Here is a 24,215-nt window from a genome sequence, read left to right on the forward strand (position 1 = left end):
CGACCATCACCCACTTCGGTGAACGCATCCCGGGCGCGGCTCAATCCCCGCTCTCGGTGTTCGGTGTTCGGCAGCGGCACCGTGGCAGCTTCTGTGACGCTGTCCTGGTGAGCGCGCCCGGTGACGAGGCTGTCGAGCTGCGTGTTCACGGGGTCTCCGGCGCGTCGGCGGAGACCATCGTCGATCATCCGATCGTGGTGCGGGTGGCGGGGGACCGGCACGCCGGGTTCTACCGGGTCCGGGAGGGACTCGGTCGGGCGGGCGGCGCCACCGCCGGGGTGGTGGTGGAGGCGTACCGGTGGGGGGCCCTGACCGCGGGGGTGGCGGTGCGGACGGCGTCCATGCTGCTGCTGTTGCCGTTCATGCTGGGCAACCTCGCGGTCTGGCTGCGCCCCACCCTGGCGGACCGGTTCGGCCTGCTCGGCGGGTTGTGTCGCCTGCTCGCCGGGTCGCTGACCGTGGCGTTCACGCTCGCGCTGGTCGGGGTGAGCATGAACCTGCCTGGCTGGCAGTGCGTGCCGTACGTGGAGTGCCGGCAGGGGCGGCCGTACCTGTCCTGGCTGGCGGCGTTGCCAATGGGCCCGCGCCTGGCGGTGCTGGCATTGGTGCCGCTGCTGGCGTTGCGGGTGTTCTGGGCCGTCGGCGCGCGCTCGGCGCGTGCCTTCGAAGGCTTCGAGGCCGCCCCGCCACACGAGCGGCTGCTGGAGTCGACCGGGAGCCTAGCCGCACCGGGGATCTGGCACGACGAGCGGATGACGTCGTGGCTGCGTCAGATCCATGTCGGGCTGGGCGCCGGCACTGTTTACCTCAGCCTGGTCGTCGCGGTGTCACACGATCGGTGGAACGGCGTAGCCGTCGCGCTGCTCGGCCTCACCGGCGGACTCGTGCTGTTCTGCGCGGCGCTGCTGCTGGTGACAGTGAGCGTGAGGTGGGCCGGCCCGCTGCGACGCCTGCTGTGGATCCTCGTCGCGGTGGCCACCGTGTCGAGTCTCGGATACGCCGTGTCCCGACGGGAGATGCCGGTGGTGGTCGGGCAGATGCCCGGCTACGAGGGCGCGGCCGCCGGCCTGGTCACCGCGCAGGGACTGCTGCTGGTCCTGATCGCCGCGGTGACGCTGGCGCGGCAGCACACCCGGCCGGCCGGCTCGCGCGCGCTGCTGCGCGGACTCGGCACGCCGCTGGTGGCGGCGATGTCGGTCACGGTCACCTCCGCCTACACCACCACGTTGGTGTTCCGCACCGCCGACCATCTCGACCGGGGCCGCATCCCCGACCCGATCCGGCCCAGCCCACCTGCGCTGGGCCCACTGGAACCACCGGTGGCGTACTGGTGGGCCGCGCTCGCCGGGCTGGCCGCGTTGCTTGTCGTCACCGCGGCGATTGCCCTCACCCTGCCCGCCGCCCGGCGCCGTCGTCGGGCGTACGCGCGACGCGTAGTCGAGCGGGACTACCCCGACGCGCCCGCTTCGGCGGCGCCGCGGCTGGCCGCGGTCCGCGACACGGTCGCCCGCTCCTTCGTCACCGAGGAACTCGGGCCGACCCTGGTCGCGTTCTTCGTGGTCTCCTCACTCGGGCTCGCCACCGTGGCGCTCGACCTCGTCGGGATCGGCCCCACACAACTCGCCGCCCGCCTCAATCGGCGCCACGACGTGCTCGCCGTGCTCACCGCATATGTCACCGACATCGGTATCTGGATCATCAGCCTCATCGTCGTCGGACTGCTGATCCTGGCCTACCGCGCGTACCGGTCGCCGGAGACCCGCCGGCTCGTCGGCGTGTTGTGGGATCTGGGCACGTTCTGGCCCCGGACGGTGCACCCGTTCGCACCGCCCTGCTACGCGGCGCGGGCCGTGCCCGAACTGACGCGGCGGGTCTGCGCACTGGCCGCGCATGGGCCCGTGGTGATCTCCGGGCACAGCCACGGCTCGGTACTGGCCGCCGCCACCGTCCTGCACCTGCCATCCGAGACTCTGCCACGGATCGCGTTGCTGACCCACGGCAGCCCCCTGTACCGGATCTATGCCCGCCTCTACCCGGCCTACCTCGGCGAACGGGTGCTGTGGGAGCTCGGTGAGCGGATCGACTGGCGGTGGCGCAACCTGTGGCGTGATACCGACCCGATCGGCGCCCCGATCTTCGACCATCCCGACCTCACGCCTGGCGTACCTCGGGAGGCCGCAACTGTCGACGTGCGGCTGCGCGATCCCCGCGGTGTCACCGTGGAGCCGACGGACACCGTTCCGCCCGCAGTGGAACGCCACTGGCCGTATCACACGCAACCGGAGTACCAGGACGCTGTCAGGCTCCTCGTCGGGAGGATCCGTGGCCGTGCGCCGTAGGTGGTGAGGTCAGGTTCGGGGCGCGGCCTGGACGACCACGGGGGGAGTCGCCCAGGCCGCGTCGGTGGTCAGGTGTGACGACGGTGACAGCGGGTACCCGCGCCCGTGAACAACGGGTGGCGGGAGCATCCTCATGCCCGGATCCCTCCCGGACCGTGGCCTGCACCGGATCGCCGGTGTGGCGGCGGAGGGATCGTCGTGGTGTCGGCCGACATCGGCGCGGGCCACGACGCCGCCGCCGCTGAACTGGCTGCCCGGCTCGCCCTCGACGGCGTCGAGGTGCACCACCTCAACTTCTTCACGTCCCTGCCCAAGCCCCTGCACGGGATGATCCGCGAAGGTTACCGGTCGCTGTTGCGCTGGTGCCCGCTCAGCTACGACGCCTTGTTCACGATCACCGACCGTTCGCCACCGCTGGTGGCTATGATCAGGTCCGCCTTACGGTCGGCCCGCCGGCGGATGCTGATGCAAATGCCGCCGGACACCCGCCTGGTCGTGTCGACGTTCCCGTTCGCCAACCAGGTCCTCGGCCCGCTGCGCCACAGCGGGAGGCTGAGCACACCGGTCGTCACCTATGTCACCGACTTCGTCATCCACCCGACCTGGATGGCGACCGGCGTCGACACCTACTGCGTGATCCACGAGGCCACCCAGCAGCAAGCCGCTGTTCGTGGCGCACCGGACGTCCGACTCGTCGACCCGCTTGTACCCGCCCGCTACCGGCCACCGACGGATGCCACCAGACGCGCCGCCCGCGCCCAGTTCACGCTGCCCGAAAAGGGAAGACTAGCGCTCATCGTCGCCGGGTCCTGGGGTGCCGGCGACGTGGCCCGTACCGCCAGGGAGGTACTGGCCGCCGGCTGTGTCACACCGGTGGTGGTATGCGGACGAAACGACAGCCTGCGCCGGCGCCTGGCCGGCTTTCCCGGGCACGTCATGGGCTGGGTCGACGACATGCCCACCCTCATGCAGGCGGTGGACCTGATCGTGGAGAACGCTGGTGGCCTCACCTGCCAGCAGGCACTGGCCGCGGGTCTGCCCACCATCACCTATCGCCCGCTTCCCGGCCACGGCCGAGCCAATGCGCAGGTGCTCGCCGGCGCAGGCCTGACCACCTACGTCCGAAACCCCGCCGACCTGTGCCAGGAGTTGACCCGCACAGCGGCTTCCGCCCTGCCGGCGTTCACCAGCGCCGACGACATGGCCGCGATCGTGTCCGCGACCCTACGGTCCGGGGCCGGAGTGGATGGGAACCCGCGGTGACGTCCCGGCGCTCACCCGCGGACCACTCCTGCACCCAGCCATGATCTTTTACGCGCTGGCCGGGGCCTTCAGCTTCGCGCTGTCCGCCGCGCTGCATCAGCGCGCCGCGGCCCAGCAGCCGCGCTTCGCAGCGCTCGACCCGCGGCTGTTGCTGCGGCTGTTCCGCAACCGCCTGTGGCTTTCCGGCTGGATCCCGGACACGGCCGGAGTCGTCTTCCAGGTGCTCGCGTTGCGTTCCGGCGCGCTCGCGGTCGTGCAACCCATCATGGCCAGCGGGCTGTTCATGGCAGTGCTGATCGAGGCCGTCATCGCCGGCCAGCGCGTCGCGCGCCGGGACCTGCTCGCGGTTGCGGTGGGCGTGGTGGGCCTGACCGCGTTCCTGCTTCTCGCCGACGTCCGCGCCGGTGTGACCCGCCCTGCGCCGACGGCCTGGACGGTCGCCATGAGCTGCGCGGTGGCGGCCATTACGGCCTGCGTCCTGGCCGCGCGCCGCCGCCATGGCGCCGCGCGGGGCGCGCTGCTGGGCGTGGCCAGCGGCGTCGCGTACAGCTTCGCGGCGGCGCTGGTCAAGGACCTCGCCGGCGGCTCCCCGGGCTCCCTGCTGTCCGCCGTGGTCAGCTGGCGATCCGCGGCGCTGATAGTGGCCGTCGCCATCGGGCTGATCCTGAATCAGGCCGCCTTCCAGCACGGTCGCCTCGCCGCACCCCTGACAGCTCTCACGCTCACCGACCCCGTCGTCAGCGTTCTCGTCGCCATCACCGTCTTCCGGGAAACACTCTCCGACGAGCCCATCCGTATCGTCGGCCTTGTCCTGGCGGCCGTCACGGTCGGCGGCGGCGTGTGGCTCGCTGCTTCCGCCTGCTCGGCGGGATCGGTCGAACACCGCCGACGGTGACCGTCACCCTTCCCGGTGCCTTCGTGGGCGTGCTGCTCGGCGTCGGCGCACCCGTCGAGGCGGTCGCCGTCGCGGTGACCATCGAACTGGTCGCCGACGGGCTGCTTCGCCGACCGGAACGCCGCGGATAACCCGATCTCCCCGAGGTCCCGCCACCGAGTCGGCAGGATGACATGGTGAACTACCGCCTGTTCGAACTCATCAACGATCACGCCGGACGCATCGACGGTATCGACGACGTCATGGAGTTCGCCGCGACCAGGCTGCTGTATCTGATCTTCGCAGTCACCGCATTGCTTGCCGTGGTGACACTGCGCCGCCGACGAACACGCCCGGTCGTCGAGCTCGGCGCCGCCCTGGTCCTCGCCTTTGCCGCAGCCACCGTCCTGGCGCATTCGAACAGTCAGCAGCGCCCGTTCCAGAGTCATCACGTGCACCAGCTGATCCCTCACGGTGCGGGAGTTTCGCTGCCCAGCGACCACGCCACCGCCGCGTTCGCGCTGGCATTCGGCGCTTACGCCTTCCTGAGCCGCCGGTGGGGCGTGGTACTGGCCGGCGCGGCGCTTGTCGTCGGGGTCGCCCGCGTCTGGGTCGGCGTGCACTACCCGGGCGACATCCTCGCCGCGGCAGTCATCGCCGGCCTCGCCGTCGTGGCCGTCAGCCTGGCGGGCCACCGCCGGCGTCGACTCGGCGCACCGAGTCGACGAACATAGCGGGGCACCAGTCGGCCGGACCCTGGCTCCGATCATCACATTCACGAGGCGCCACCGCGTGAAGCCTTCGGTAACGACGAGGCCGTCACCCGTGATGACCGGCGTATGTCCCAGGACGTGCCTCATGCCGGGCTGCCGCGAGGCAGACCATGCGTTGGGCGCTCTGCTTGTGACGCGCCTGCCATGGCCGCCGTCCCCGTAGGCGAGGTGCGGGGGCGGTGGCTGTGCCTCGGGGAGCGGGCTGCCCGTTGGGCCCTACGAGGCGTCCGCTTGGCCTGGGCGGTCAGGGGACCCAGCAGACGGAGGTTGCCGTGGGCCGGGACGCCGGGGTCGGTGGCGCAGAGGAACAGCGTCTGGTCCGGGGTGCCCGGCATGGCGCCTCGTCAGCATGCTCGGTCCGACCGCCGGGTGGCTCATCCGCTTGATGCCGTGCCCGCGCTCGTACACGTGGTGCCTGTTGCGGCAGGTACCGGACTGCGGATTCCTGATCGGCAGCTCGCTGACGAGCTGGTTGTTCGGGTGCACGGGTCGCCCGGCGCGCCTGCACGGCCGGTGCATGTGGTCACGCACCGACCGTTCTCGGCCCGCCGGAGGTCACCCGCAGCGGTGACGCTCCCGCTTCGGTGTCTGGGATCGGCTCGTTTCGGCAAAGATCGGAGGGCGGGGCAGGCGCAGCAAGGGGCCCGAATGGGTGTCTGCCCGCCACATCGACGCTCCGCCAGCAGGGGCGAGTTCCTACGGAGGGTGTGGTGGCCGACGGGAACGCAAGCGACAGGGGCCTGCGGCTGGCGGCTGTCCTGCTGGGCCTGGCCGGGATCTTCGACGCGGTAGCTGGTGCGGCCGACCTGAGCGGCGCCCGCTACGTCTCGGTTGCTGACGGTGCCGTGCACGAGCACGACCTCACCGGCTGGGCTTGGCTGCATCTGGCCGTCGGGGTGTTCACGGCGCTGGCCGGAGCCCTCGGACCGCTCCGCCGCCGTTGGTCGACGTCCCTGGCTCTGGCCGCGGTGGTGATCTTCGTCGGGCTCCACCTGTTCTTCCTCACCTATCACCCGATCCGCACGGTGCTGGTGCTCGGACTGGCACTGGCTGCCGCCCGCTTACTGATCATCAATCGATCTCGCGCTGTCGCTTGAGAGCGTCCGGGCGACGGTTACCCGCACACCTACGCAAGCGAGTGGCCGGCTCCGCGGTGGGCCGGCGACCAACGAGGACGGATCAGTCGGTTGGCTGACACACCTTCCCCGTGAAGGCGGGATCGGGTTGCCGGAACGCGGACCAGGCCGGGTTGGCCGCGATGGGCAGGGGCGGGGCCTGCCAGGCGGCGCCGAGACGTTGCAGGAGTGGGTACTCCTCGCGTTCCTGCTGGATCGGTTCGCCGGAGAGGAAGGTCAGGAGCCGGTCTTCGACCAGGCTGCGGTTGAGAAGACCCCCGTGTACGCCGGGCATCTGGAAGACGGGGATCCCGCTGTAGTCGCCGGGTGGCGCCTCTGCGGCCGTGGTGGTGGGAATGAAGGCGACCATCCGGATCCCGGGCACCGGACACATGAGTTGGTTACGGTAGAACGGCGCGTCGTCGACCAGGGAGCGGATGAACGGTTCGTCGGGCCCGGCATGTGGGCCACCGAACAGGCGCATCACGCCGAACACGATCCGAAGCTGCGATCCCGTCGCCACGCCCCAGCCGTGGTTCTCGCGCGGGGGCGGGTAGTAGGCGCGACCCGCGTTGATCAGAGGACTGAACATGGCCAGCGTGTCGACGGCGGGGTGCGCTCGCTGCTGAAGGTAGGTTCGGGCGACGATCGCGCCTTCGCTTTCCCCGATCAGGGCGATCGGCCGGCCGGTGCGCTGGTGTAGTCGTCGCACCTGTGCGTCGAGGAGTCCCACGCTGTCCGCCACCGAGATCGTGGTGTCGTGCGGCCGGTAGGGCAGGGGTGTGCCGTCCCGGCTCAACCCCCGGTAGGAGAACCTCTCGACACGATTGTCGAGAGGTTGCTCGCCCCCGTACGACGACCCGTAACCTGCGAGGACGATGACTGCCTGCGGCACGTCGGGCGGCAGCGGGTGGTCGAGGACCACCGCCTCGGCCCGCAGGCTCTTGTCCGGCACGGCATCCACCATCGGCGGGATGAGCAACGGCACCGCAAGGGCGAGAACCGCCGCGACGGGAGTCGCCGGCACCCTCACCCACCGTGTCGACGGATTGATCAGCGCGGTACGGACCGTCCGGTTCCACAGCAGCCCGTTGACCACCCCGGCCACGGCGGCCACCGGCACCGACCACCAGCCCGGCAGACTCCAGCACAACGCGCCGGCCACGGTCAGCACCACGAAGTTGAGCATCGACCATCCCACCAGCGAGATCGACGGCAGGCCTCGCCACCACGGCCCTACCACAGCCGCCCGTTGCAGGAATGGCGCCAGCAGGAACAACGGCACCAGGGAGGCCAGCAGGACCCAGGACAGCGCCACCACCGACGCGGCCACCGAGATCAAGGCCCACGGGGCGACGAAGACCGCCACCAACGCGGCGAGCCCGACATTCCGTTTCAACAGCCACCGCGCCGGTGGCCGAGGCACCTCAGCCGGCCATGCCAACATCACCAGCAGCGTGTGAAAGAGCCCTCGGGCCACCACCAGCAAACTGAGCCAGAACACGAATGACGGCCACGAGTCGTGATAGACATACAGCCACCGCAGGTCGTGGTAGGTGTCGTACGGCCACACCGCCGCCGCCTGCGGCGCGAGGCCCCGCGCCGCGACGAAACCCAGCGAGACCAAGACGACGGCCTCGACCGTCGGAGACACCGCGGTCAGCAGCAGCAGGCCCACCAGTCTGCGGTCCGCGACCAGCACGCTGCCTCCCTTGCCGTTGCCCTCTGCATGGAGATTTCCGCACACCACACCCAAACGACGGCGTATCCCGCAAGGCCGTACCCGATAGGAACAGCACCGCCGCGCCTGCCGGGATGGCCGGACCGCGAAGGCGGCGTTGCTGGCGCCGCCGGCTGCCCTTCTGGGAGCGGGTTCGGACCCTTGTCAGCGAGTCGCCATCCGCGCACCGCGCCGGCTACCCACCACCGGGCGGGCCCTCACCCTCCGGCAACCTGTCCGACATCGACGCCGCCGGCCGCGGTGGCTGCACCTGCGTCCTCGACGTAGGGACGAAGTTCGGCGACGCATCGCGGCAGCGCGTTCGAGCACCGCCTGCCGTCGGATCTCCTCGTCTTCGCACCACAGTTGCAGGAATACCCGACGACGGCTTCCCCGACGTGCGCCCGCGTCAGCTCGCGAATGGGGTACTGGGGGCGTCCCTGGCGTGCCATCCGACCCGGACACCGGCAGGGCTCGATCCCTCACACCGAGCACACTGTTGCCCCCGCCGGTGGCGATCCTCTACGGTCTGCTCAAGCGGTGGGCGGTGCGGTCCGCATCCGACCGACACCGCCGGGTGCCCGTCGCGCGGGCCGGGATGGTGGAGTCCCGGGCCACCCGTAGGCGGCGTCGCGGCGGTCGTGTGACTCCAGCTCGTACTCCGGGTGGTCCTGCCCGGCGCGGCTCCACGCGGAGCCGACGGCGAGCGGGCCACGCCGACCCCACCGGAGAATCCCGTGTTCCTCAGCCCGCACGAGCAGGACCGCCTGCTCGTCCACGTCGCGGCCGACGTCGCTCGCCGCCGCCGCGAGCGCGGCCTGCGACTCAACTATCCCGAAGCCGTCGCGATCATCACCGCTTTCCTTCTCGAAGGGGCCCGTGACGGACGGTCGGTGGTGGACCTCATGTCGGCCGGCCGGAGCGTGCTCGGCCGCGAGGACGTCCAGGACGGCATCCCCGAGCTGCTGAGGGAGGTGCAGGTGGAGGCGACGTTCCCGGACGGTACCAAGCTCGTGACGGTGCACCACCCGATCCCGTGATCCCCGGGGAGATCCTGCCGGCGGCCGGCCCGGTCGAGATCAACGTGGGCCGGCCGGTGACCACTCTGGTCGTGGTCAACACGGCCGACCGTCCGGTGCAGGTCGGCTCGCACTACCACTTCGCCGAGGCCAACCCGGCCCTGATGTTCGACCGGGCGCTCGCCTGGGGTCAGCGTCTCGCCGTTGCGGCGGGCACCTCGGTCCGGTTCGAGCCGGGCGTGAGCCGCACCGTCGAGCTGGTTCCGCTCGGCGGCGCACGCGTCGTGCCCGGCCTGCGCGGCGAGTGCGCCGGGCCGCTGGACGAAGCGCCACCGGCCGCGCCGGGAACAGACGCGCCGACGAGCGGGGCGCCGACGACCGACGGGCCGACGCGGTGACCGCCGTGCGGCGGGACCGCTACATCGATTTGTACGGGCCGACCACCGGCGACCGCATCCGGCTGGCCGACACGAGCCTCCTGATCGAGGTGGAGACCGACCACTGCGCAGGCGGCGACGAGGCGGTCTTCGGCGGCGGCAAGGTGATCCGCGAGTCGATGGGCCAGTCGCGGGCGACCCGCGCCGAGGGCGCCCTCGACACCGTCATCACCGGCGCGGTGGTGCTCGACCACTGGGGGGTGGTCAAGGCCGACGTGGGTCTGCGCGACGGGCGGATCGTGGCGCTGGGCCGGGCCGGCAACCCGGACACCATGCCCGGCGTCCACCCCGAGCTGGTCATCGGCCCGGCCACCGAGGTCATCGCCGGGAACGGCCGGATCCTCACGGCCGGCGCCGTCGACACGCACGTGCACTTCATCTGCCCGGAGATCGTCACCGAGGCGCTCGCCGGCGGCATCACCACACTCGTCGGCGGCGGCACCGGCCCCGCCGAGGGCACCCGGGCCACGACTGTCACCCCGAACGCCTGGCACCTGGCCCGCATGCACGAGGCGCTGGACACGCTGCCGGTCAACGTGCTGCTGCTCGGCAAGGGCAACACCGTCTCACCGGAGGCGCTGTGGGAGCAGCTGCGCGCCGGCGCGGGCGGTTTCAAGCTGCACGAGGACTGGGGCACCACACCGGCGGCGATCGACGCCTGCCTGCGGGTGGCGGACGCCTCCGGGGTGCAGGTCTCCATTCACACCGACACCCTCAACGAGGCCGGTTTCGTGGCCGACACGCTGCGGGCGATCGCCGGCCGGGCCATCCACTCGTACCACACCGAGGGTGCGGGAGGCGGGCACGCGCCGGACATCATCACAGTGGCCGGCGAGCCGAACGTGCTGCCGTCGTCGACCAACCCGACCCGGCCGTACACCGCTAACACCCTGGCCGAGCACCTGGACATGCTGATGGTCTGCCACCATCTCAACCCGTCCGTGCCGGAGGACCTGGCCTTCGCCGAGAGCCGCATCCGGCCGTCCACCATGGCCGCCGAGGACCTGCTGCACGACCTCGGCGCGATCTCCATCATCGGCTCCGACTCGCAGGCGATGGGCCGGGTGGGCGAGGTGATCCTGCGAACCTGGCAGAGCGCGCACGTCATGAAGGAGCGGGTCGGCGCGCTACCCGGCGACGGCGCGGCCGACAACCACCGGGCCCGCCGGTACGTGGCGAAGTACACCATCTGCGCGGCGATGGCGAACGGGCTGGACCGGGAGATCGGCTCGGTCGAGCCGGGCAAGCTGGCCGACCTGGTGCTGTGGGATCCGGCGTTCTTCGGCGTACGACCGCACCTGGTGCTCAAGGGCGGCATGATCGCGTACGCCCAGATGGGTGACGCCAACGCGTCCATCCCGACGCCGCAGCCGGTGCTGCCACGCCCGATGTTCGGGGCGTACGGCGCCGCGGCGGCTGCGACCAGCCTGGCGTTCGTCGCGCCGGCCGCCCTCGACGCCGGGCTGCGCCTGGACGTGCGGCGACGGGTGGTGCCCGTCGCGGACGTGCGCTCGCGGGGCAAGGCCGACCTGCCGGAGAACGACGCGATGCCCCGGATCGAGGTGGACCCGGACACGTTCACCGTGCGGATCGACGGTCAGGTGGTGGAGCCGGACCCGGTGACACGCCTGCCGATGGCCCAGCGGTACTTCCTGTTCTGATGACGACGTCGAGCCTGCTCCTGCTGGTGGCCGACGGTCGCTTCCCGGCCGGCGCGCACGCCCACTCCGGCGGCCTGGAGGCGGCCGTCGCCGCCGGCCGGGTCACCGACCTGGCCACGTTGGAGGCGTTCCTGGCCGGTCGGCTGGCCACCGCCGGGCTGGTCGGTGCGGCGTTCGCGGCGGCGGCGCACCGGGCGGTGACGTCGGGTTCCGCCGTACGCGGGTCCACGCTGGCGTTGCTCGACGCGGAGCTGGACGCCCGGACGGCGGCGCCGGCGCTGCGTACGGTGTCCCGCCGCCAGGGACGGGCCCTGCTGCGCGCGGGCCGGGCCATCTGGCCGGAGGCGTCCTTCGACGACCTGCCCGCCACACCCGGCGGAGCGCACCAGCCGTTGGTGCTCGGGCTGCTCTGCGCCGCCGCGGGCCTGAGCCGCGCCGAGACCGCCACGGTCGCCGTCCACGGGACGGTGACCGGTGCGGCCAGTGCGGCGGTACGCCTGCTCGGCCTCGACCCGTACCGGGTCCAGGCCCTGCTTGTGGGTCTCGCCGGCCGGTGTGACGGCATCGCCGCGGCGGCGGCCCGGGCCGCCGACGACCCACCCGAGCGGCTGCCCGCGGCGGCCGCCCCGCTTGCCGACATCCATGCCGAAGCTCATGCCACCTGGGAGGTGCGTCTCTTTGCGTCCTGACACCGTTGCGCCCGAGGCCGACCGGAATCCTGCCCCGCACGACGAGACCGTTCCGCACACCCACCCCGAGCCGGGGGTGGACCCGCATCCGCCGCTGGCCCAAGCCGGCCGGGCGCTGCGCGTCGGCATCGGCGGGCCGGTCGGGTCCGGCAAGACCGCCCTGGTGGCGGCCCTGTGCCGGGCGTTCGCCGGCGAGCTGCGACTCGGCGTGGTCACAAACGACATCTACACGACCGAGGACGCCGACTTCCTCAAGCGGGCCGGTGTGCTGGACCCGGCCCGGATCCGCGCCGTGGAGACCGGTTGCTGCCCGCACACCGCCATCCGGGACGACATCGGGGCCAACCTCGACGCCGTGGACGAGCTGGCCGAGGCGGTCGGCCCGCTGGACCTGGTGCTGGTCGAGAGCGGCGGGGACAACCTGACCGCCACGTTCAGCAGAGGGCTGGTGGACCGGCAGATATTCGTGGTCGACGTGGCCGGCGGGGACAAGGTGCCGCGCAAGGGCGGACCCGGGGTGACGTCCGCCGACCTGCTCGTGATCAACAAGACCGACCTGGCCCCCATGGTGGGCGCGGACCTGGCCGTCATGGACCGGGACGCGCGGGCCCGGCGCGGCGACCTGCCGACCGTGTTCCTGTCGATCGTCGGCGACCCGGCGGCGGGGCAGGTCGCCGACTGGATCCGCCACGAACTGGCCCACCACGCGGCTCTGCACCCGGTCGCCGCGCGGGGCGGCCCGGCCTGATGCGCGCGTACGCCCGGCTGGTGGCCCGGGCCGACGGCCTGGGCGGCACGGTCCTCGCCGAGCTGCGCGGTGAGACACCGCTGCTGCTGCGGCAGACGCCCGGGCGCGGTCGGGCCGTGACGGTGTACGTGGTCGGCGGGGCGGCCGGCCCGCTCGCCGGCGACGACCTGCGGCTGGAGATCGACGTGGGACCGGGGGCGGCGGTGTGGCTGCACACCGTCGCCGCATCGGTCGCCCTGCCCGGCCGGCCCGGCGTCGTGTCGCGGATGGCGGTCCGTGCCGTGGTGCACGACGGCGGCGCGCTGCACTGGCTGCCGGAGCAACTGGTCGCCGCGGCCGGCTGCGCCCACCTCGCCGAGTCCCGGGTCGAGGTGGCCGCCGGGGCGAGGCTGACCTGGCGCGACGAGGTGATCTGCGGCCGGTACGGCGAGGCGCCGGGCAGCGCGGTCGTGCACACCCGGGTCGACTACGACGGCCGTCCGTTGCTGCGCCAGTCGCTTGCCGTGGGACCGGGCGCGCCCGGCTGGGCCGGCCCCGCGGTGCTCGGCGGCGCGCCGGCCACCGGGTCACTGCTGGTGGTGGACCCGTCGCTGCCCCACGAGCCCGCGACGGTCGAGGGCACCGTCGCCCGGCTGCCCCTGGCGGGCGGTCCGGCGACACTGTGGACCGCCACCGCTGCCGACGCGCACACGCTGCGCGCCCACCTCGACGGCGATCCGCTGCTCACCGAGGTGTAGTGAGGCGAACGCCGGCCGCCTCGGCGTTGTCGCGGCGAGTCGTCGGGTCGAGCCGGGCGATCAGGTCGGCGAGGTGGTCGAGCAGGGGAGTGTCGGCCGGTACGCCCGCCTCGGCGAGGCTGGTGCGGACCCGCTCGTCGAGGCGGGCGTGCTCGCGGCGGCCTCGGGCGGTCAGGTGGGCCCGGATGCGTCGCCGGTCCAGCGGGTCGATCCGCCGGAACACCAAGTTCCGGTCGACGAGCTGGTCGACCAGCTTGGTGAGGGTCCCCGGCGGCAACGACGCCTCGGCGGACACCTCGCTCATCGGATGGCCCTGCCCGTCGGCGAGCAGGCAGAGCACCCGCCACGCCTCGGTGGTCAGGTCGTCGTCGGCCAGCACGGCGGCCAACCGGCGGGAGAGCAGCCGTTCGGCGCGGGTGAGCGAGCGCAGCAGATCGGCTGGCGCCCCGGGCACGTCTGACATGGAACCCCCTGGGCCGGTGGCCCTGCCATGGTAGCGACTCGTCCCGCTCCATGGAGAGCTATGGTTTTCCCACGTCGGCCGGGCAATCATGGGCTCATGTCCGCGCCGGCCCCGCCGTGGCTCACAGTCGATCGGGCCGTGGTCAGCATCGCGCTGGTGTACCCGATGCGCGGGCCGGCGGGAATGTTCGGCCCGACCTGCGAACTCTGCGCCCAGCTCGCGGTCGAGGAGATCAACGCCGGTGGCGGGGTGCTGGGCCGCGAGGTGCGGCTGGTGCCGGTCGACGGTGGCGCCCCGCCGGCCGAGGTGGCCGCCCAGGTGGAGGCGCTGGTGTCGGTGGGCGCCGTGCAGGGCGTGACCGGCTGGCACATCTCCTCGGTGCGGCAGGCGCTCGCGCCCCGGGTCGCGCACCGCGTGCCGTACGTCTACACCGCCCTGTACGAGGGCGGTGAACGTACCGAAGGGGTCTATCTGACCAGCGAGACGCCGGACGCCCAGCTGTGGCCCGCGATGCGGCTGCTCGCGGGGGAGCAGGGCGCGCGCCGCTGGTTCGTGGTCGGCAACGACTACGTGTGGCCCCGGCGCACCGCGCGGGCGGCCCAGCGGTACGCGCTGCGCGGCGGTGGTCGCGTGGTGGGGCAGGCGTTCCTGCCGTTGGAGACACACGACTTCGACGACGTGTTGCGCCGGATCGAGCGCAGCGAGGCCGACGCGGTGGTGATGCTGCTCGTCGGCGCGGACGCGGTGCGGTTCAACCGGGCGTTCGCGCGCGCCGCGATGGACCAGCGCTGCCTGCGGCTGAGCACCCTGATGGACGAGAACATGCTGCTGGCCAGCGGGGCGGGCGCGACGCGGCGGCTCTACAGCACGGCGGGCTTCTTCGCCGGCCTCGTGACGCCGGAGAACCTCGACTTCCACGGCGAGTTCGCCCGCCGGTTCGGGGTGGAGGCGCCGCCGCTGGGCAGCCTGGGGGAGTCCTGCTACGAGGGCGTGATGCTGCTCGCCGCGCTGATCGGGCAGGCCCGCACCCTCGACGTGCGGGCGATCGAGACGGCTGCCGACACGGTGGCGTACCACGGGCCGCGCGGCCGGCTGCAGCTGCGTCGACGGCACGTGCGCCAGCGGATCTACCTCGCCGAGGCAGACGGTCTCGACTTCACAGTGCTCGCCCAGCTCTGACCGCCCGGTACCGGCCCTTGACACGTCCACCCGGCCCGGCCCTAAGATACTTCCTGCGTGAAGTATCTACCCCAGGGGTGGATACCGCGAATGTCTGTCCACCGTCGGCGGAATCTGTCCGCCGACCATTGTGGTGGCGCAATTCTTCACCGAATTCATCACGGCTGGCACCGCCTCGCACGGGGCGGTGTCAGCCGTTGCGGCGTGCGTTCTCTCCGGGTTTCCGGGAAACAGTCAATTAAGGACCGGGAAACGTCCGCGCAATCATGCCGGTCAACGCTTTGCGTGCCCAAAGCCGATGCGATGACCACAGGCGACGTCCACCCGTCGACCCCGGCATCGCCAACTCCACCGGACCGCACCGACCGTCCTTTCGCTACTTGAGCGCACCGCAGGGAGATTAGATGTCACTTCTTTGGGGCCGCCGCATCCTGGCGGGGGCCATGACCCTCGTCGCCGCGGTCGCCGTGACCGCGTGCGGCAGCAAGACCAGTGACGAGGGCGGCGCGGCCGGCGTCACCGCCGACGTCTCCGGCGACACCGTCAAGGTGGGCCTGCTCAACTCGCTCTCCGGCACCATGGCGATCAGCGAGGTCACCGTCCGCGACTCCATCATGCTCGCCGTCGAGGAGATCAACGCGGCCGGCGGCGTCCTCGGCAAGAAGATCCAGCCGATCGGGGAGGACGGCGCCTCGGACTGGCCCACCTTCGCGGAGAAGGCCGAGAAGCTGATCTCCGAGGACCGGGTCGCGGCCGTTTTCGGGTGCTGGACGTCGGCCAGCCGCAAGGCGGTCAAGCCGGTGTTCGAGAAGAACAAGGCGCTGCTGTTCTACCCGGTGCAGTACGAGGGCCTGGAACAGTCGCCCTACATCTTCTACACGGGCGCGACGACAAACCAGCAGATCGTCCCCGGGCTCGACTACCTCAAGGCCCAGGGAACGAAATCGGTCTACCTGGTCGGCAGCGACTACGTCTTCCCGCGAACGGCGAACAAAATCATCAAGGCGTACGCGGCGGCGAACGGCATGACTGTGGTCGGCGAGGATTACGCGCCGCTCGGGTCCACCGAATTCGGCACGATCGTCAACAAGGTCAGGTCGTCCGGCGCGAAGGCGGTCTTCAACACCCTCAACGGCGACAGCAACGTGGCGTTCTTCAAGGAGTACAAGTCGGCCGGGCTCACCGCCGCCGCGATGCCTGTGGTGTCGGTGTCCATCGCCGAGGAGGAGGTCAAGAGCATCGGCACCCAGTACCTGGAGGGCCAGCTGACCGCCTGGAACTACTACCAGACCACGCCCGGCGCGGCGAACGGCAAGTTCGTGGCCGCGTACAAGGCGAAGTACGGCGCGGACAAGCCGACGAGCGACCCGATGGAAGCCGCCTACGTCAGCGTCTACCTGTGGAAGGCGATGGTCGAGAAGGCCGGCGCGTTCGACGTCGAGAAGGTCCGTGGCGCCTCCGACGGCATCACCTTCGAGGCGCCGGAGGGCCTGGTCACCGTCGACGGCAAGACCCAGCACATCGCCAAGACCGCCCGCATCGGCAAGGTCGGCGCGGACGGCCTGATCACCGAGGTGTGGAACTCCGGCAAGCCGATCGCGCCGGACCCGTACCTGAAGACCTATCCGTGGGCGAGCGGCCTGAGCTGACGACGCCGGCCCCGGGCGGGGTGGCCCCGCCCGGGGTTTCGACCAGCAGTACGGGAGTACCCACCGTGACAGTCCTCTTCGGTCAACTCTTCACCGGCATCAGCATCGGCGCGGTGCTGCTGCTCATCGCGCTCGGGCTGGCGCTGACCTTCGGCCAGATGAACGTCATCAACATGGCGCACGGCGAGTTCATCATGGCCGGCGCGTACACCACGTACGTGCTGCAACAGAGCATCACCGGCGCCGGCCTGTCGCTGCTGGTCGCGCTGCCGGTGGCGTTCGTGGTCGCCGGCACGATGGGGGTGCTGCTGGAGATCCTGCTGATCCGCCGGCTCTACGCCCGTCCGCTGGACACCCTGCTGGTCACCTGGGGCGTGTCCCTGATGCTGCAACAGCTCGCGCGGGACATCTTCGGCAGTCCGAACGTGCAGACCCGCGCGCCGGATCTGCTCACCGGCAACGTGGCGGTGCCCGGCGGGCTGACGGTCGCCAACAACCGGCTGTTCATCCTGGCCCTGGCCCTGGCCGCCGTCGCCGCCCTCACGCTGGCGCTGCGGTTCACCCCGCTTGGGCGCCGGATCCGCGCGGTCGTGCAGAACCGCGACCTCGCCGCGGTGTCCGGCATCCCCACCGCCCGGGTCGACCGGACGACCTTCTTTCTCGGCTCGGGCCTGGCCGGGCTCGCCGGGGTGGCGCTCACCCTTCTCGGCCCGATCGGCCCGACCATGGGCACCAACCTGATCATCGACGCCTTCCTGGTTGTCGTGGTCGGCGGGATCGGTCAGCTCAAGGGCAGCGTGATCGTTGCCTTCGCCCTCGGGGTCCTCCAGGCCACCGGGGAGTACCTCACGACCCTCAGCGTCGCCAAGGTGATCGTCTTCGTGGCGATCGTCGCGTTCCTCCAGTGGCGGCCACAGGGCCTGTTCACCCTGCGGACCAGGAGCCTCGCATGACCGCCGTGACACCCGCGCCGCCGAGCACCGCCGGCGCACCGGCCCCGGCCGACGTCGCGCCTGGGAGCCGGCCCGGTGGCCGGTCCCGGCTGCGCGCGGCGGCGGGGTTCGCGTTCGGCGCGGCGCTGCTGTTCGCCGTCGCGCCGCTGGCGCTGTCGGACTTCCGGCTGGCCCTGCTCGCCAAGTACCTCTGCGTCGCCATGGTGGCCGTCGGCATCGGCATCGCCTGGGGGCGCGGCGGCATGCTCACCCTCGGCCAGGGCGTCTTCTTCGGCCTGGGCGGCTACGCGATGGCCATGCACCTCAAGCTCGCCGACGCGGGTCCCGGTGGGATGCCCGACTTCATGCAGCTGTACGGGCAGCTCGACGAACTGCCGGTCTGGTGGCGGCCGTTCGCCAGCCCGTGGTTCGCGCTGCCGGCCACGGTGCTGCTGCCGATGGCCGTCGCGTTCGGGCTCGGCTCACTGGTGTTCCGCCGCCGGGTGCGGGGCGCGTACTTCGCCATCCTCAGCCAGGCGCTCGCCGCCGCCATGGTGATCCTGTTGATCGGCCAGCAGGGGACCACCGGCGGCACCAACGGGCTCACCGACATCCAGGGCTTCTTCGGTTACGACCTGGACGACCCGGTCAACCAGCGGATGGTCTACTTCATCATCGCCGGCGTCCTGCTCGCGCTGCTCGCGCTGGCCCGCCAGATCGTCCACAGCCGCTACGGGGAACTGCTGGTGGCGGTGCGGGACAGCGAGGAGCGGGTCCGCTTCCTCGGCTACGACCCGGCGTCGGTCAAGCTCGTCGCCTACGTGGTGGCGGCGGGTATGGCGGGCCTCGCCGGCGCGCTGTTCGTGCCGGCGGTGGGCATCATCTCGCCCGCCCTCATCGGCATCGTCCCGTCGATCGAGTTCGTCATCGGTGTGGCGGTGGGCGGCCGGGCCACGCTGCTCGGGCCGGTGCTCGGCGCGGTGGCGGTGGCCTGGGCGCGTACCGCCCTCTCCGAACGTTTCCCGGGCACCTGGACGTACCTGCAGGGTCTGCTCTTCGTGGTGGTCGTGGCGTTCCTTCCCGGCGGCCTGGCGTCGCTGTGGGCGCTGGCCCGCCGCCGCGCCGAGCGGGCGGAGGTGCACCAGTGAGCGACGACCGGCTGGACGGGCTGTCCGTCCGTGACGTGCGGGTCAGCTTCGACGGCTTCACCGCCGTCGACGGCGTCTCGCTGGAGGTGCCCGCCGGTGACATCCGGTTCCTGATCGGGCCGAACGGCGCCGGCAAGACCACCCTTGTCGACGCGATCACCGGTCTGGTGCGGGCCACCGGCTCGGTGCGCTTCGGCGACCAGGAGCTGCTGGGTCGCCCGGTGCACCGGATCAGCCGGCTCGGCGTCGGCCGGACGTTCCAGACGTCGACGGTCTTCGAGGAGCTGTCGGTCGTGCAGAACCTCGACATCGCCGCGGGCGCCCGCCGGAGCTGGGCCACCCTGGCCCGGCGCCGGCGGGGGATCCCCGACGAGGTGGCCGCCGCGCTGGAGACCATCGGGCTGGCCGGCCGGGCCGACCAGCTCGCCGGCACGCTCGCGCACGGCCAGAAGCAGTGGCTGGAGATCGGCATGCTGCTGGTGCAGGACGCGCGGCTGCTGCTGCTCGACGAGCCGGTCGCCGGGATGAGCCACGAGGAGCGCGACGCCACGGGCGTCCTGCTGGAGACGGTGAGCCGGGATCGCACGGTGGTGGTGATCGAGCACGACATGGACTTCCTGCGTCGCTTCGCGCGCAGCGTCACCGTGCTGCACGCGGGGAGGGTGCTCAGCGAGGGCACCGTGGCGCAGGTCCAGGCGGACCCGCGCGTGCAGGAGGTCTACCTCGGCCACCCGGTCGACGCCGGGTCGGTCCCCAGCCCTCTGGAGGCATGATGCTGACCCTGCGTGGGGTGCGCGCCGGATACGGGCGTTCCCGGGTGCTGCACGGCGTGGACCTCGCCGTCCCGCCCGGCGGGGTGGCCGCGGTGCTCGGGCACAACGGCGCCGGCAAGAGCACCCTGCTGCGGGTCGCGGCGGGCCTGCTGCGCCCGAGCGCCGGCACCGTCGAGCTGGACGGCGAGGACGTCACCCGTCTCGCGCCGCACGAGCGGGTGGCGCGTGGCATGGCGTACGTCCCGCAGGGCCAGCAGTGCTTCCCGCACCTGACGGCGGCGGAGAACCTGCGCCTCGTCGCCGATGCCCGGCGCGACGGCGCGGTGGCGACGGCGGAGGCGCTGGACCTGTTCCCGGCGCTGCGTCCGCTGCTGCGGCGGCGGGCCGGGCTCCTCTCCGGCGGCCAGCGTCAGCAACTCGCCATCGCCCGCGCGTTGATCACCCGGCCCCGGCTGCTCATGCTCGACGAGCCGACCGAGGGCATCCAGCCGTCGGTGGTCGCCGAGATCCAGGAGCGGATCGTCGAGCTGACCCGGCAGTCCGGCTTCAGCGTGCTGCTCGTCGAGCAGCATCTCGGGTTCGCGCTGCGGGTGGCGAACCGCTATCACGTCCTCGAATCCGGCCGGGTCACCTCGCACGGCGACGGGGGAGTGACGGCGGAGCGGGAGGTACGGGCGGCTCTCGCGGTCTGATCCGGGACGGGTCCGATTTACATTGACGGCGGTCTTTACTAAGATCGTGGCTGGGAGTCGCCAAGCGCTGCTGGGCAGCAGTGCCGTCCACCTGGTGGGCGGCTTGAATCGATCGGCGTCACCTTCTCCGGGGTGGGCACCCAGCGAGGGCCACTGGGCGTCGGCGCATCCACTGGAGCATCATGAAAATCTCACGGACAGCACGCCGTCTGGGACTGGCCGCGGCCGCAGTTCTCGTCGCCTCGTTCACGATGGTCGTGGTCAACCAGGCCGGTCCGGCCTCGGCGCACGGATCGGTCACCAACCCGCCGTCACGCAACTACGGATGTTACGAGCGCTGGGGTTCCGACCACCTCAACCCCACGATGGCCCAGACCGACCCGATGTGCTGGCAGGCGTGGCAGGCCAACCCGAACACCATGTGGAACTGGAACGGCCTGTACCGCGAGAACGTCGGCGGCAACCACCAGGCCGCCGTGCCGGACGGGCAGCTGTGCAGCGGTGGTCGCACCCAGAACGGCCTGTACGCCTCGCTCGACGCGGTCGGCGCGTGGACCGCGAAGTCGATGCCGAACAACTTCACGCTGACGCTGACCGACGGCGCCAAGCACGGTGCCGACTACATGTTGATCTACATCACCAAGCAGGGTTTCGACCCGACCACCCAGCCCCTCACCTGGAACAGCCTCGAACTGGTGCTGCGCACCGGCAGCTACCCGACCACCGGGCTCTACGAGGCGCAGGTGAACGCGGGCAACCGCACCGGGCGGCACGTCGTCTACACCATCTGGCAGGCGTCCCACCTCGACCAGCCGTACTACCTCTGCAGTGACGTGATCTTCGGCGGCGGCAACAACCCGCCGCCGACGACCCCGCCGCCGACCACGGCGCCGCCCACCACCCCGCCGCCCACCACGGCGCCGCCCACCACGCCGCCGCCGGCCGGCAACGGCGCCTGCACCGCCACCTACCGCAAGACCAGCGAGTGGTCCGGTGGCTTCGGCGCCGATGTCACCGTCCAGGCCGGCAACGCCGCCATCTCCGGATGGACGGTGGCGTGGACCTGGCCCAACGGCCAGAGCATCACCAACGCCTGGAACGCGACGGTCACCTCCAGCGGCTCGTCGGTCTCCGCGTCGAACGTCGCCTACAACGGTTCCCTGAGCGCCAACGCCAGCACCAGCTTCGGCTTCAACGCCTCCTGGAACGGCACCAACTCCGCACCCACCCTCACCTGCACCGCCCGGTAACAGCGTCTGCGGTGGGGTGGCGCGGCACGCGCCACCCCACCGCCGGCAGGGCCCTGCGCCAGCATCAGGAACCGCGACGAGGTGAGGAACGACAATGATTTCCCGGGTAGGCGTCGGCGGCTGGTACCGAAGCGTCTTCGTGTGGATCGAGGTGTGCCTGCTTGCCGCGTCGCTCGGTGTGGCCGCCCTGTTCACCTCGACCACCCCGAGGACGGACCCGGCAGTTCTCCGCCAGGAGATCCTGACCCGGATGCGTACGACCCTCGAGCAGGCGGACCCGAAAGATCATCAGCACGCCGGGCACACCGCCCCACAGGCGCCGGCCGGAGAGCAGGCGCCGCCGGCGATCGTCTGCGGAGTCCATGTCTACGGTTACGAGCCCACCGGGGCCGCCACACTGGCCGACGTCGAGACGGTCTACGGCTTCCACCTCTGCGGCGTCGCCGAACAGAAGCGCCACTGGGACGGGGCGGTCAAGCTCGTCGGCCCGGTGATCATGGACATGACCACCCAACCTCCCGGCATTCAGGTGGTCGAGGCGACCGCCGACGTCAGGTTCGTCGACCGGCTACGGGAGATGTTCCCCGACAAGTACGAGGAACTGGCGCTCAGGGAGGCGTTGCCCGCATCGGAGATGGCCGACCTGCGACGCCGGTACGACGCCGCCGCCGGCCTCTGACCACGCCGGACGGCCGACACCCGCCGGCGGGCAAGCGGCCTGGCCGGCAGCAGATCGTCACCGGCGGGGATGCTCTCCTTCCGCCGTCTGTGGCAGCTGTTGCGCCGGTTCACGCCCGCGGCGGGTCCAAAAAGCGTTGTGCCAGATCGGCGAGGGTGTCGGCGGTGGTGTCGACGGGCGCGGTCGGCAGCACGATGTGGCTGACGACCAGTCGCGCGAGGGATTCGGCGCCGACGGTGACGTCATCGGCCGGCACCCGGGGCAGGTGCGTGCCCGCCCACTCGCTCAGCACCGTGACGGCGGCGGCCAGGGCCAGGTCGGCGCGGGTGGTCAGGTAGGGGAGCAGGGCGTCGGTGCCTCGGGCGCTGTTGAGGACGGTTTTGACCAGCGGGTCGGTGCCGGCCTGCGTCAACACGAACGTGACCGCGGCATGGACGGCGGCCCGCACGTCGCCGCCGTGTGCGGACAACGCCTCCCGTACGCCGTCCGTGAACCGGTCGATCTCGCGGTGTGCGATGGCTTCGCCGAGTCCGGCCTTGTTGGTGAACTCGTTGTAGAGCGTCTGCCTGCTCACGCCCACGCGGGCCGCCACGTCGGCCATTCGTACCGCGTCCCAGCCGCGGTCGATCGCCAGGTCGCGGCCGGCCTTCAGGACCGCGTCGCGCAGGTGGCGGCGCGCGGTGTGGCGATAAGGCGGAGGGTCGACCATGGTGCGCCGAGTCTATCGACTGGACACATGCGCCTTGCATGCCCACCAAATTTACGCGGGGTCAAATATTGTCAAGCATGGGTATCCGTGTGACAGTCGACGCAGCGCTCGACACTCCGGAGGCGGCACATGCAGACCTCGATCGATGCTCCAGCGGTCGCCGCCGGTTGGCATGACGGCAAGAAGCACCTGTGGCCACTGGCTCTTCTCGTACCGGTGCTGCCGTTCCTGGCGTACGCGTTGTGGCAGGCCGGCGCGGGACCCGCTGCCTGGTGGCTCACCCCGGCGGTGGTCTTCGGACTCATCCCGGTCATCGACGTGCTGCTCGGTGACGACGGGGAGAACCCGCCCGACGACGTCGCCCGGCGGTTGCAGGAGGTCCGTTACTACCGCTGGATCACGTTCCTGTTCCTGCCGGCGCAGTACGCCGCCCTGCTGCTCGGAGCATGGGTCTGGACGCGTGGCGGCCTCGGTCTCGCCGGCGCCGCCGGCCTGGTCGCCACCATCGGAATCGTCAACGGACTGGCCATCAACACCGCACACGAGCTCGGCCACAAGCGCGAAACGGTCGAGCGGTGGATGTCGAAGATCGCACTCGCGCCCACCGGGTACGGCCACTTCTACGTCGAGCACAACCGCGGACACCATGTCCGTGTCGCCACACCGGAGGACCCGGCCAGCGCCAGGCTGGGGGAGAGCTTCTACTCGTTCTGGCCACGTACGGTCTGGGGCAGCCTCATCTCGGCGTGGCGGCTGGAGACCGGCCGCTTCCGGCTGCGGCACAAGAGTCCGTGGACGCTGCGCAACAACCTGCTCAACGCCGGGCTCATGACCGTCGTGCTCTTCGCCCTGCTGATCGCGGTGTTCGGGTGGCGGCTCGTGCCCTTTCTGCTCCTACAGGCGATCGTCGGCTTCTCGCTGCTGGAAGCGGTCAACTATCTCGAGCATTACGGACTGTGCCGCCGGCGCACAGCCACCGGCCGCTTCGAGAAGGTCGACCCACGACACAGCTGGAACAGCGACCGCGTCGTCACCAACGTGTTCCTCTTCCAGCTGCAACGCCACAGCGACCACCACGCCAACCCGCTGCGCCGCTACCAGACGCTGCGCAGCTTCGACGTCTCGCCGCGGCTGCCCGGAGGCTACGCCTCGATGGTGTTGCTCGCTCTCGTTCCGCCGCTGTGGTACCGGGTGATGAACCCACGGGTTCTGGCGCACTACGGCGGCGACCTGAACCTCGCCAATCGCAACCCCCGCGCCGAGGCCCGACTGCGGCGCCGCTACTAGACCTCGGCCCTGCGCCGCGAATTGCGAGCACCCTTCTTATTTGCATCGACCGGGATTACGCTCTGGGCCAGTCCTGAGG

Annotated in this window: 24 protein-coding genes; 21 read left to right on the forward strand and 3 right to left on the reverse strand. The window is 71.4% G+C overall.

The features are described from left to right. Positions 1-107: 107 nt before the first annotated feature. The 6 genes from MCBG_RS00145 to MCBG_RS00165 all read left to right on the forward strand — a co-directional run bounded on the left by MCBG_RS00145 (position 108) and on the right by MCBG_RS00165 (position 6,346). On the forward strand, positions 108-2,339 hold the full coding sequence (locus MCBG_RS00145) for a hypothetical protein (protein WP_223200960.1): 2,232 nt from the start codon (positions 108-110) through the stop codon (positions 2,337-2,339). Positions 2,340-2,480: 141 nt separating this feature from the next. After that, entirely contained in the window at positions 2,481-3,602 is a 1,122-nt protein-coding gene (locus MCBG_RS00150) for an MGDG synthase family glycosyltransferase (protein WP_369799345.1), read from the forward strand. Positions 3,603-3,642: 40 nt separating this feature from the next. After that, positions 3,643-4,497 (forward strand): DMT family transporter, encoded by an 855-nt coding sequence (locus MCBG_RS00155; protein ID WP_043322834.1) that lies wholly within the window; start codon positions 3,643-3,645, stop codon positions 4,495-4,497. Beyond that, positions 4,494-4,628, forward strand: coding sequence for a hypothetical protein (locus MCBG_RS34620; RefSeq protein ID WP_255358557.1), 135 nt, complete (start codon positions 4,494-4,496; stop codon positions 4,626-4,628). Before MCBG_RS00155 ends, MCBG_RS34620 begins: the two co-directional genes overlap by 4 nt. Before the next feature lie 45 nt (positions 4,629-4,673). Then, positions 4,674-5,210: a phosphatase PAP2 family protein gene (locus tag MCBG_RS30985; protein ID WP_167435504.1), complete on the forward strand. Its 537-nt coding sequence runs from the start codon at positions 4,674-4,676 to the stop codon at positions 5,208-5,210. A 749-nt stretch (positions 5,211-5,959) separates the two neighbouring features. Next, positions 5,960-6,346, forward strand: a complete 387-nt coding sequence (locus tag MCBG_RS00165; RefSeq protein WP_124778765.1) for a DUF7144 family membrane protein — start codon at positions 5,960-5,962, stop codon at positions 6,344-6,346. Between the two features lie 82 nt (positions 6,347-6,428). Here MCBG_RS00165 and MCBG_RS00170 read toward each other — a convergent pair whose 3' ends face one another. Further along, complete coding sequence (locus MCBG_RS00170) at positions 6,429-8,066, reverse strand: lipase family protein (protein ID WP_043322839.1); 1,638 nt, start codon at positions 8,064-8,066, stop codon at positions 6,429-6,431. 755 nt (positions 8,067-8,821) lie between these two features. Between MCBG_RS00170 and MCBG_RS00175 the strand changes: the two genes are divergently transcribed. Genes MCBG_RS00175 through MCBG_RS00200 form a run of 6 tightly spaced genes read left to right on the forward strand, consistent with a single transcriptional unit; the run spans position 8,822 to position 13,375 of the window. Next, a complete protein-coding gene (locus MCBG_RS00175) occupies positions 8,822-9,124 on the forward strand; it encodes an urease subunit gamma (protein ID WP_043322840.1) in 303 nt (100 codons plus the stop codon). Then, complete coding sequence (locus MCBG_RS00180; protein ID WP_051610833.1) at positions 9,121-9,501, forward strand: urease subunit beta; 381 nt, start codon at positions 9,121-9,123, stop codon at positions 9,499-9,501. Before MCBG_RS00175 ends, MCBG_RS00180 begins: the two co-directional genes overlap by 4 nt. Further along, positions 9,498-11,201 (forward strand): urease subunit alpha, encoded by a 1,704-nt coding sequence (locus tag MCBG_RS00185; RefSeq protein ID WP_043322842.1) that lies wholly within the window; start codon positions 9,498-9,500, stop codon positions 11,199-11,201. Before MCBG_RS00180 ends, MCBG_RS00185 begins: the two co-directional genes overlap by 4 nt. Beyond that, on the forward strand, positions 11,201-11,890 hold the full coding sequence (locus tag MCBG_RS00190) for an urease accessory protein UreF (RefSeq protein ID WP_043322844.1): 690 nt from the start codon (positions 11,201-11,203) through the stop codon (positions 11,888-11,890). Before MCBG_RS00185 ends, MCBG_RS00190 begins: the two co-directional genes overlap by 1 nt. Beyond that, positions 11,880-12,638: an urease accessory protein UreG gene (ureG, locus tag MCBG_RS00195; RefSeq protein WP_043322846.1), complete on the forward strand. Its 759-nt coding sequence runs from the start codon at positions 11,880-11,882 to the stop codon at positions 12,636-12,638. The genes MCBG_RS00190 and ureG overlap by 11 nt, the downstream gene beginning before the upstream one ends. Beyond that, positions 12,638-13,375, forward strand: coding sequence for an urease accessory protein UreD (locus MCBG_RS00200; RefSeq protein ID WP_043322848.1), 738 nt, complete (start codon positions 12,638-12,640; stop codon positions 13,373-13,375). The genes ureG and MCBG_RS00200 overlap by 1 nt, the downstream gene beginning before the upstream one ends. Here the strand turns inward: MCBG_RS00200 and MCBG_RS00205 are convergent. Further along, positions 13,362-13,838: a MarR family winged helix-turn-helix transcriptional regulator gene (locus MCBG_RS00205; RefSeq protein ID WP_043322852.1), complete on the reverse strand. Its 477-nt coding sequence runs from the start codon at positions 13,836-13,838 to the stop codon at positions 13,362-13,364. The two genes, MCBG_RS00200 and MCBG_RS00205, sit on opposite strands and share 14 nt — an antisense overlap. A gap of 96 nt (positions 13,839-13,934) precedes the next feature. Between MCBG_RS00205 and MCBG_RS00210 the strand changes: the two genes are divergently transcribed. The 8 genes from MCBG_RS00210 (at position 13,935) to MCBG_RS00245 (ending at position 22,140) form a co-directional block, all read left to right on the forward strand. After that, positions 13,935-15,017: a substrate-binding domain-containing protein gene (locus tag MCBG_RS00210; RefSeq protein WP_043322855.1), complete on the forward strand. Its 1,083-nt coding sequence runs from the start codon at positions 13,935-13,937 to the stop codon at positions 15,015-15,017. A gap of 404 nt (positions 15,018-15,421) precedes the next feature. Beyond that, positions 15,422-16,666 (forward strand): urea ABC transporter substrate-binding protein, encoded by a 1,245-nt coding sequence (urtA, locus tag MCBG_RS00215; RefSeq protein WP_043322858.1) that lies wholly within the window; start codon positions 15,422-15,424, stop codon positions 16,664-16,666. A 65-nt stretch (positions 16,667-16,731) separates the two neighbouring features. After that, entirely contained in the window at positions 16,732-17,619 is an 888-nt protein-coding gene (gene urtB, locus MCBG_RS00220) for an urea ABC transporter permease subunit UrtB (RefSeq protein ID WP_043329910.1), read from the forward strand. Further along, a complete protein-coding gene (gene urtC / locus MCBG_RS00225) occupies positions 17,616-18,746 on the forward strand; it encodes an urea ABC transporter permease subunit UrtC (RefSeq protein ID WP_043322861.1) in 1,131 nt (376 codons plus the stop codon). Before urtB ends, urtC begins: the two co-directional genes overlap by 4 nt. Then, positions 18,743-19,519 carry an urea ABC transporter ATP-binding protein UrtD gene (gene urtD / locus MCBG_RS00230; RefSeq protein ID WP_084789371.1) on the forward strand — a complete coding sequence of 259 codons (777 nt, stop codon included), beginning with the start codon at positions 18,743-18,745 and terminating at the stop codon, positions 19,517-19,519. Before urtC ends, urtD begins: the two co-directional genes overlap by 4 nt. Further along, positions 19,519-20,211, forward strand: a complete 693-nt coding sequence (gene urtE, locus MCBG_RS00235; protein ID WP_043329913.1) for an urea ABC transporter ATP-binding subunit UrtE — start codon at positions 19,519-19,521, stop codon at positions 20,209-20,211. The genes urtD and urtE overlap by 1 nt, the downstream gene beginning before the upstream one ends. 182 nt (positions 20,212-20,393) lie before the next feature. Beyond that, complete coding sequence (locus MCBG_RS00240) at positions 20,394-21,461, forward strand: lytic polysaccharide monooxygenase auxiliary activity family 9 protein (RefSeq protein WP_043322864.1); 1,068 nt, start codon at positions 20,394-20,396, stop codon at positions 21,459-21,461. A gap of 94 nt (positions 21,462-21,555) precedes the next feature. Beyond that, positions 21,556-22,140: a hypothetical protein gene (locus MCBG_RS00245; RefSeq protein WP_043322868.1), complete on the forward strand. Its 585-nt coding sequence runs from the start codon at positions 21,556-21,558 to the stop codon at positions 22,138-22,140. A gap of 109 nt (positions 22,141-22,249) precedes the next feature. Here the strand turns inward: MCBG_RS00245 and MCBG_RS00250 are convergent, their stop codons facing one another. After that, complete coding sequence (locus MCBG_RS00250; RefSeq protein ID WP_043322870.1) at positions 22,250-22,849, reverse strand: TetR/AcrR family transcriptional regulator; 600 nt, start codon at positions 22,847-22,849, stop codon at positions 22,250-22,252. A 129-nt stretch (positions 22,850-22,978) separates the two neighbouring features. On the opposite strand from MCBG_RS00250, the gene MCBG_RS00255 reads away from it, so the two are divergent. Further along, complete coding sequence (locus MCBG_RS00255) at positions 22,979-24,136, forward strand: alkane 1-monooxygenase (RefSeq protein WP_043322873.1); 1,158 nt, start codon at positions 22,979-22,981, stop codon at positions 24,134-24,136. Positions 24,137-24,215 lie beyond the last annotated feature (79 nt).

The sequence above is a fragment of the Micromonospora sp. M42 genome (genome assembly GCF_000568915.1).
GTDB classification, from domain to species: Bacteria; Actinomycetota; Actinomycetes; order Mycobacteriales; family Micromonosporaceae; genus Micromonospora; species Micromonospora chalcea.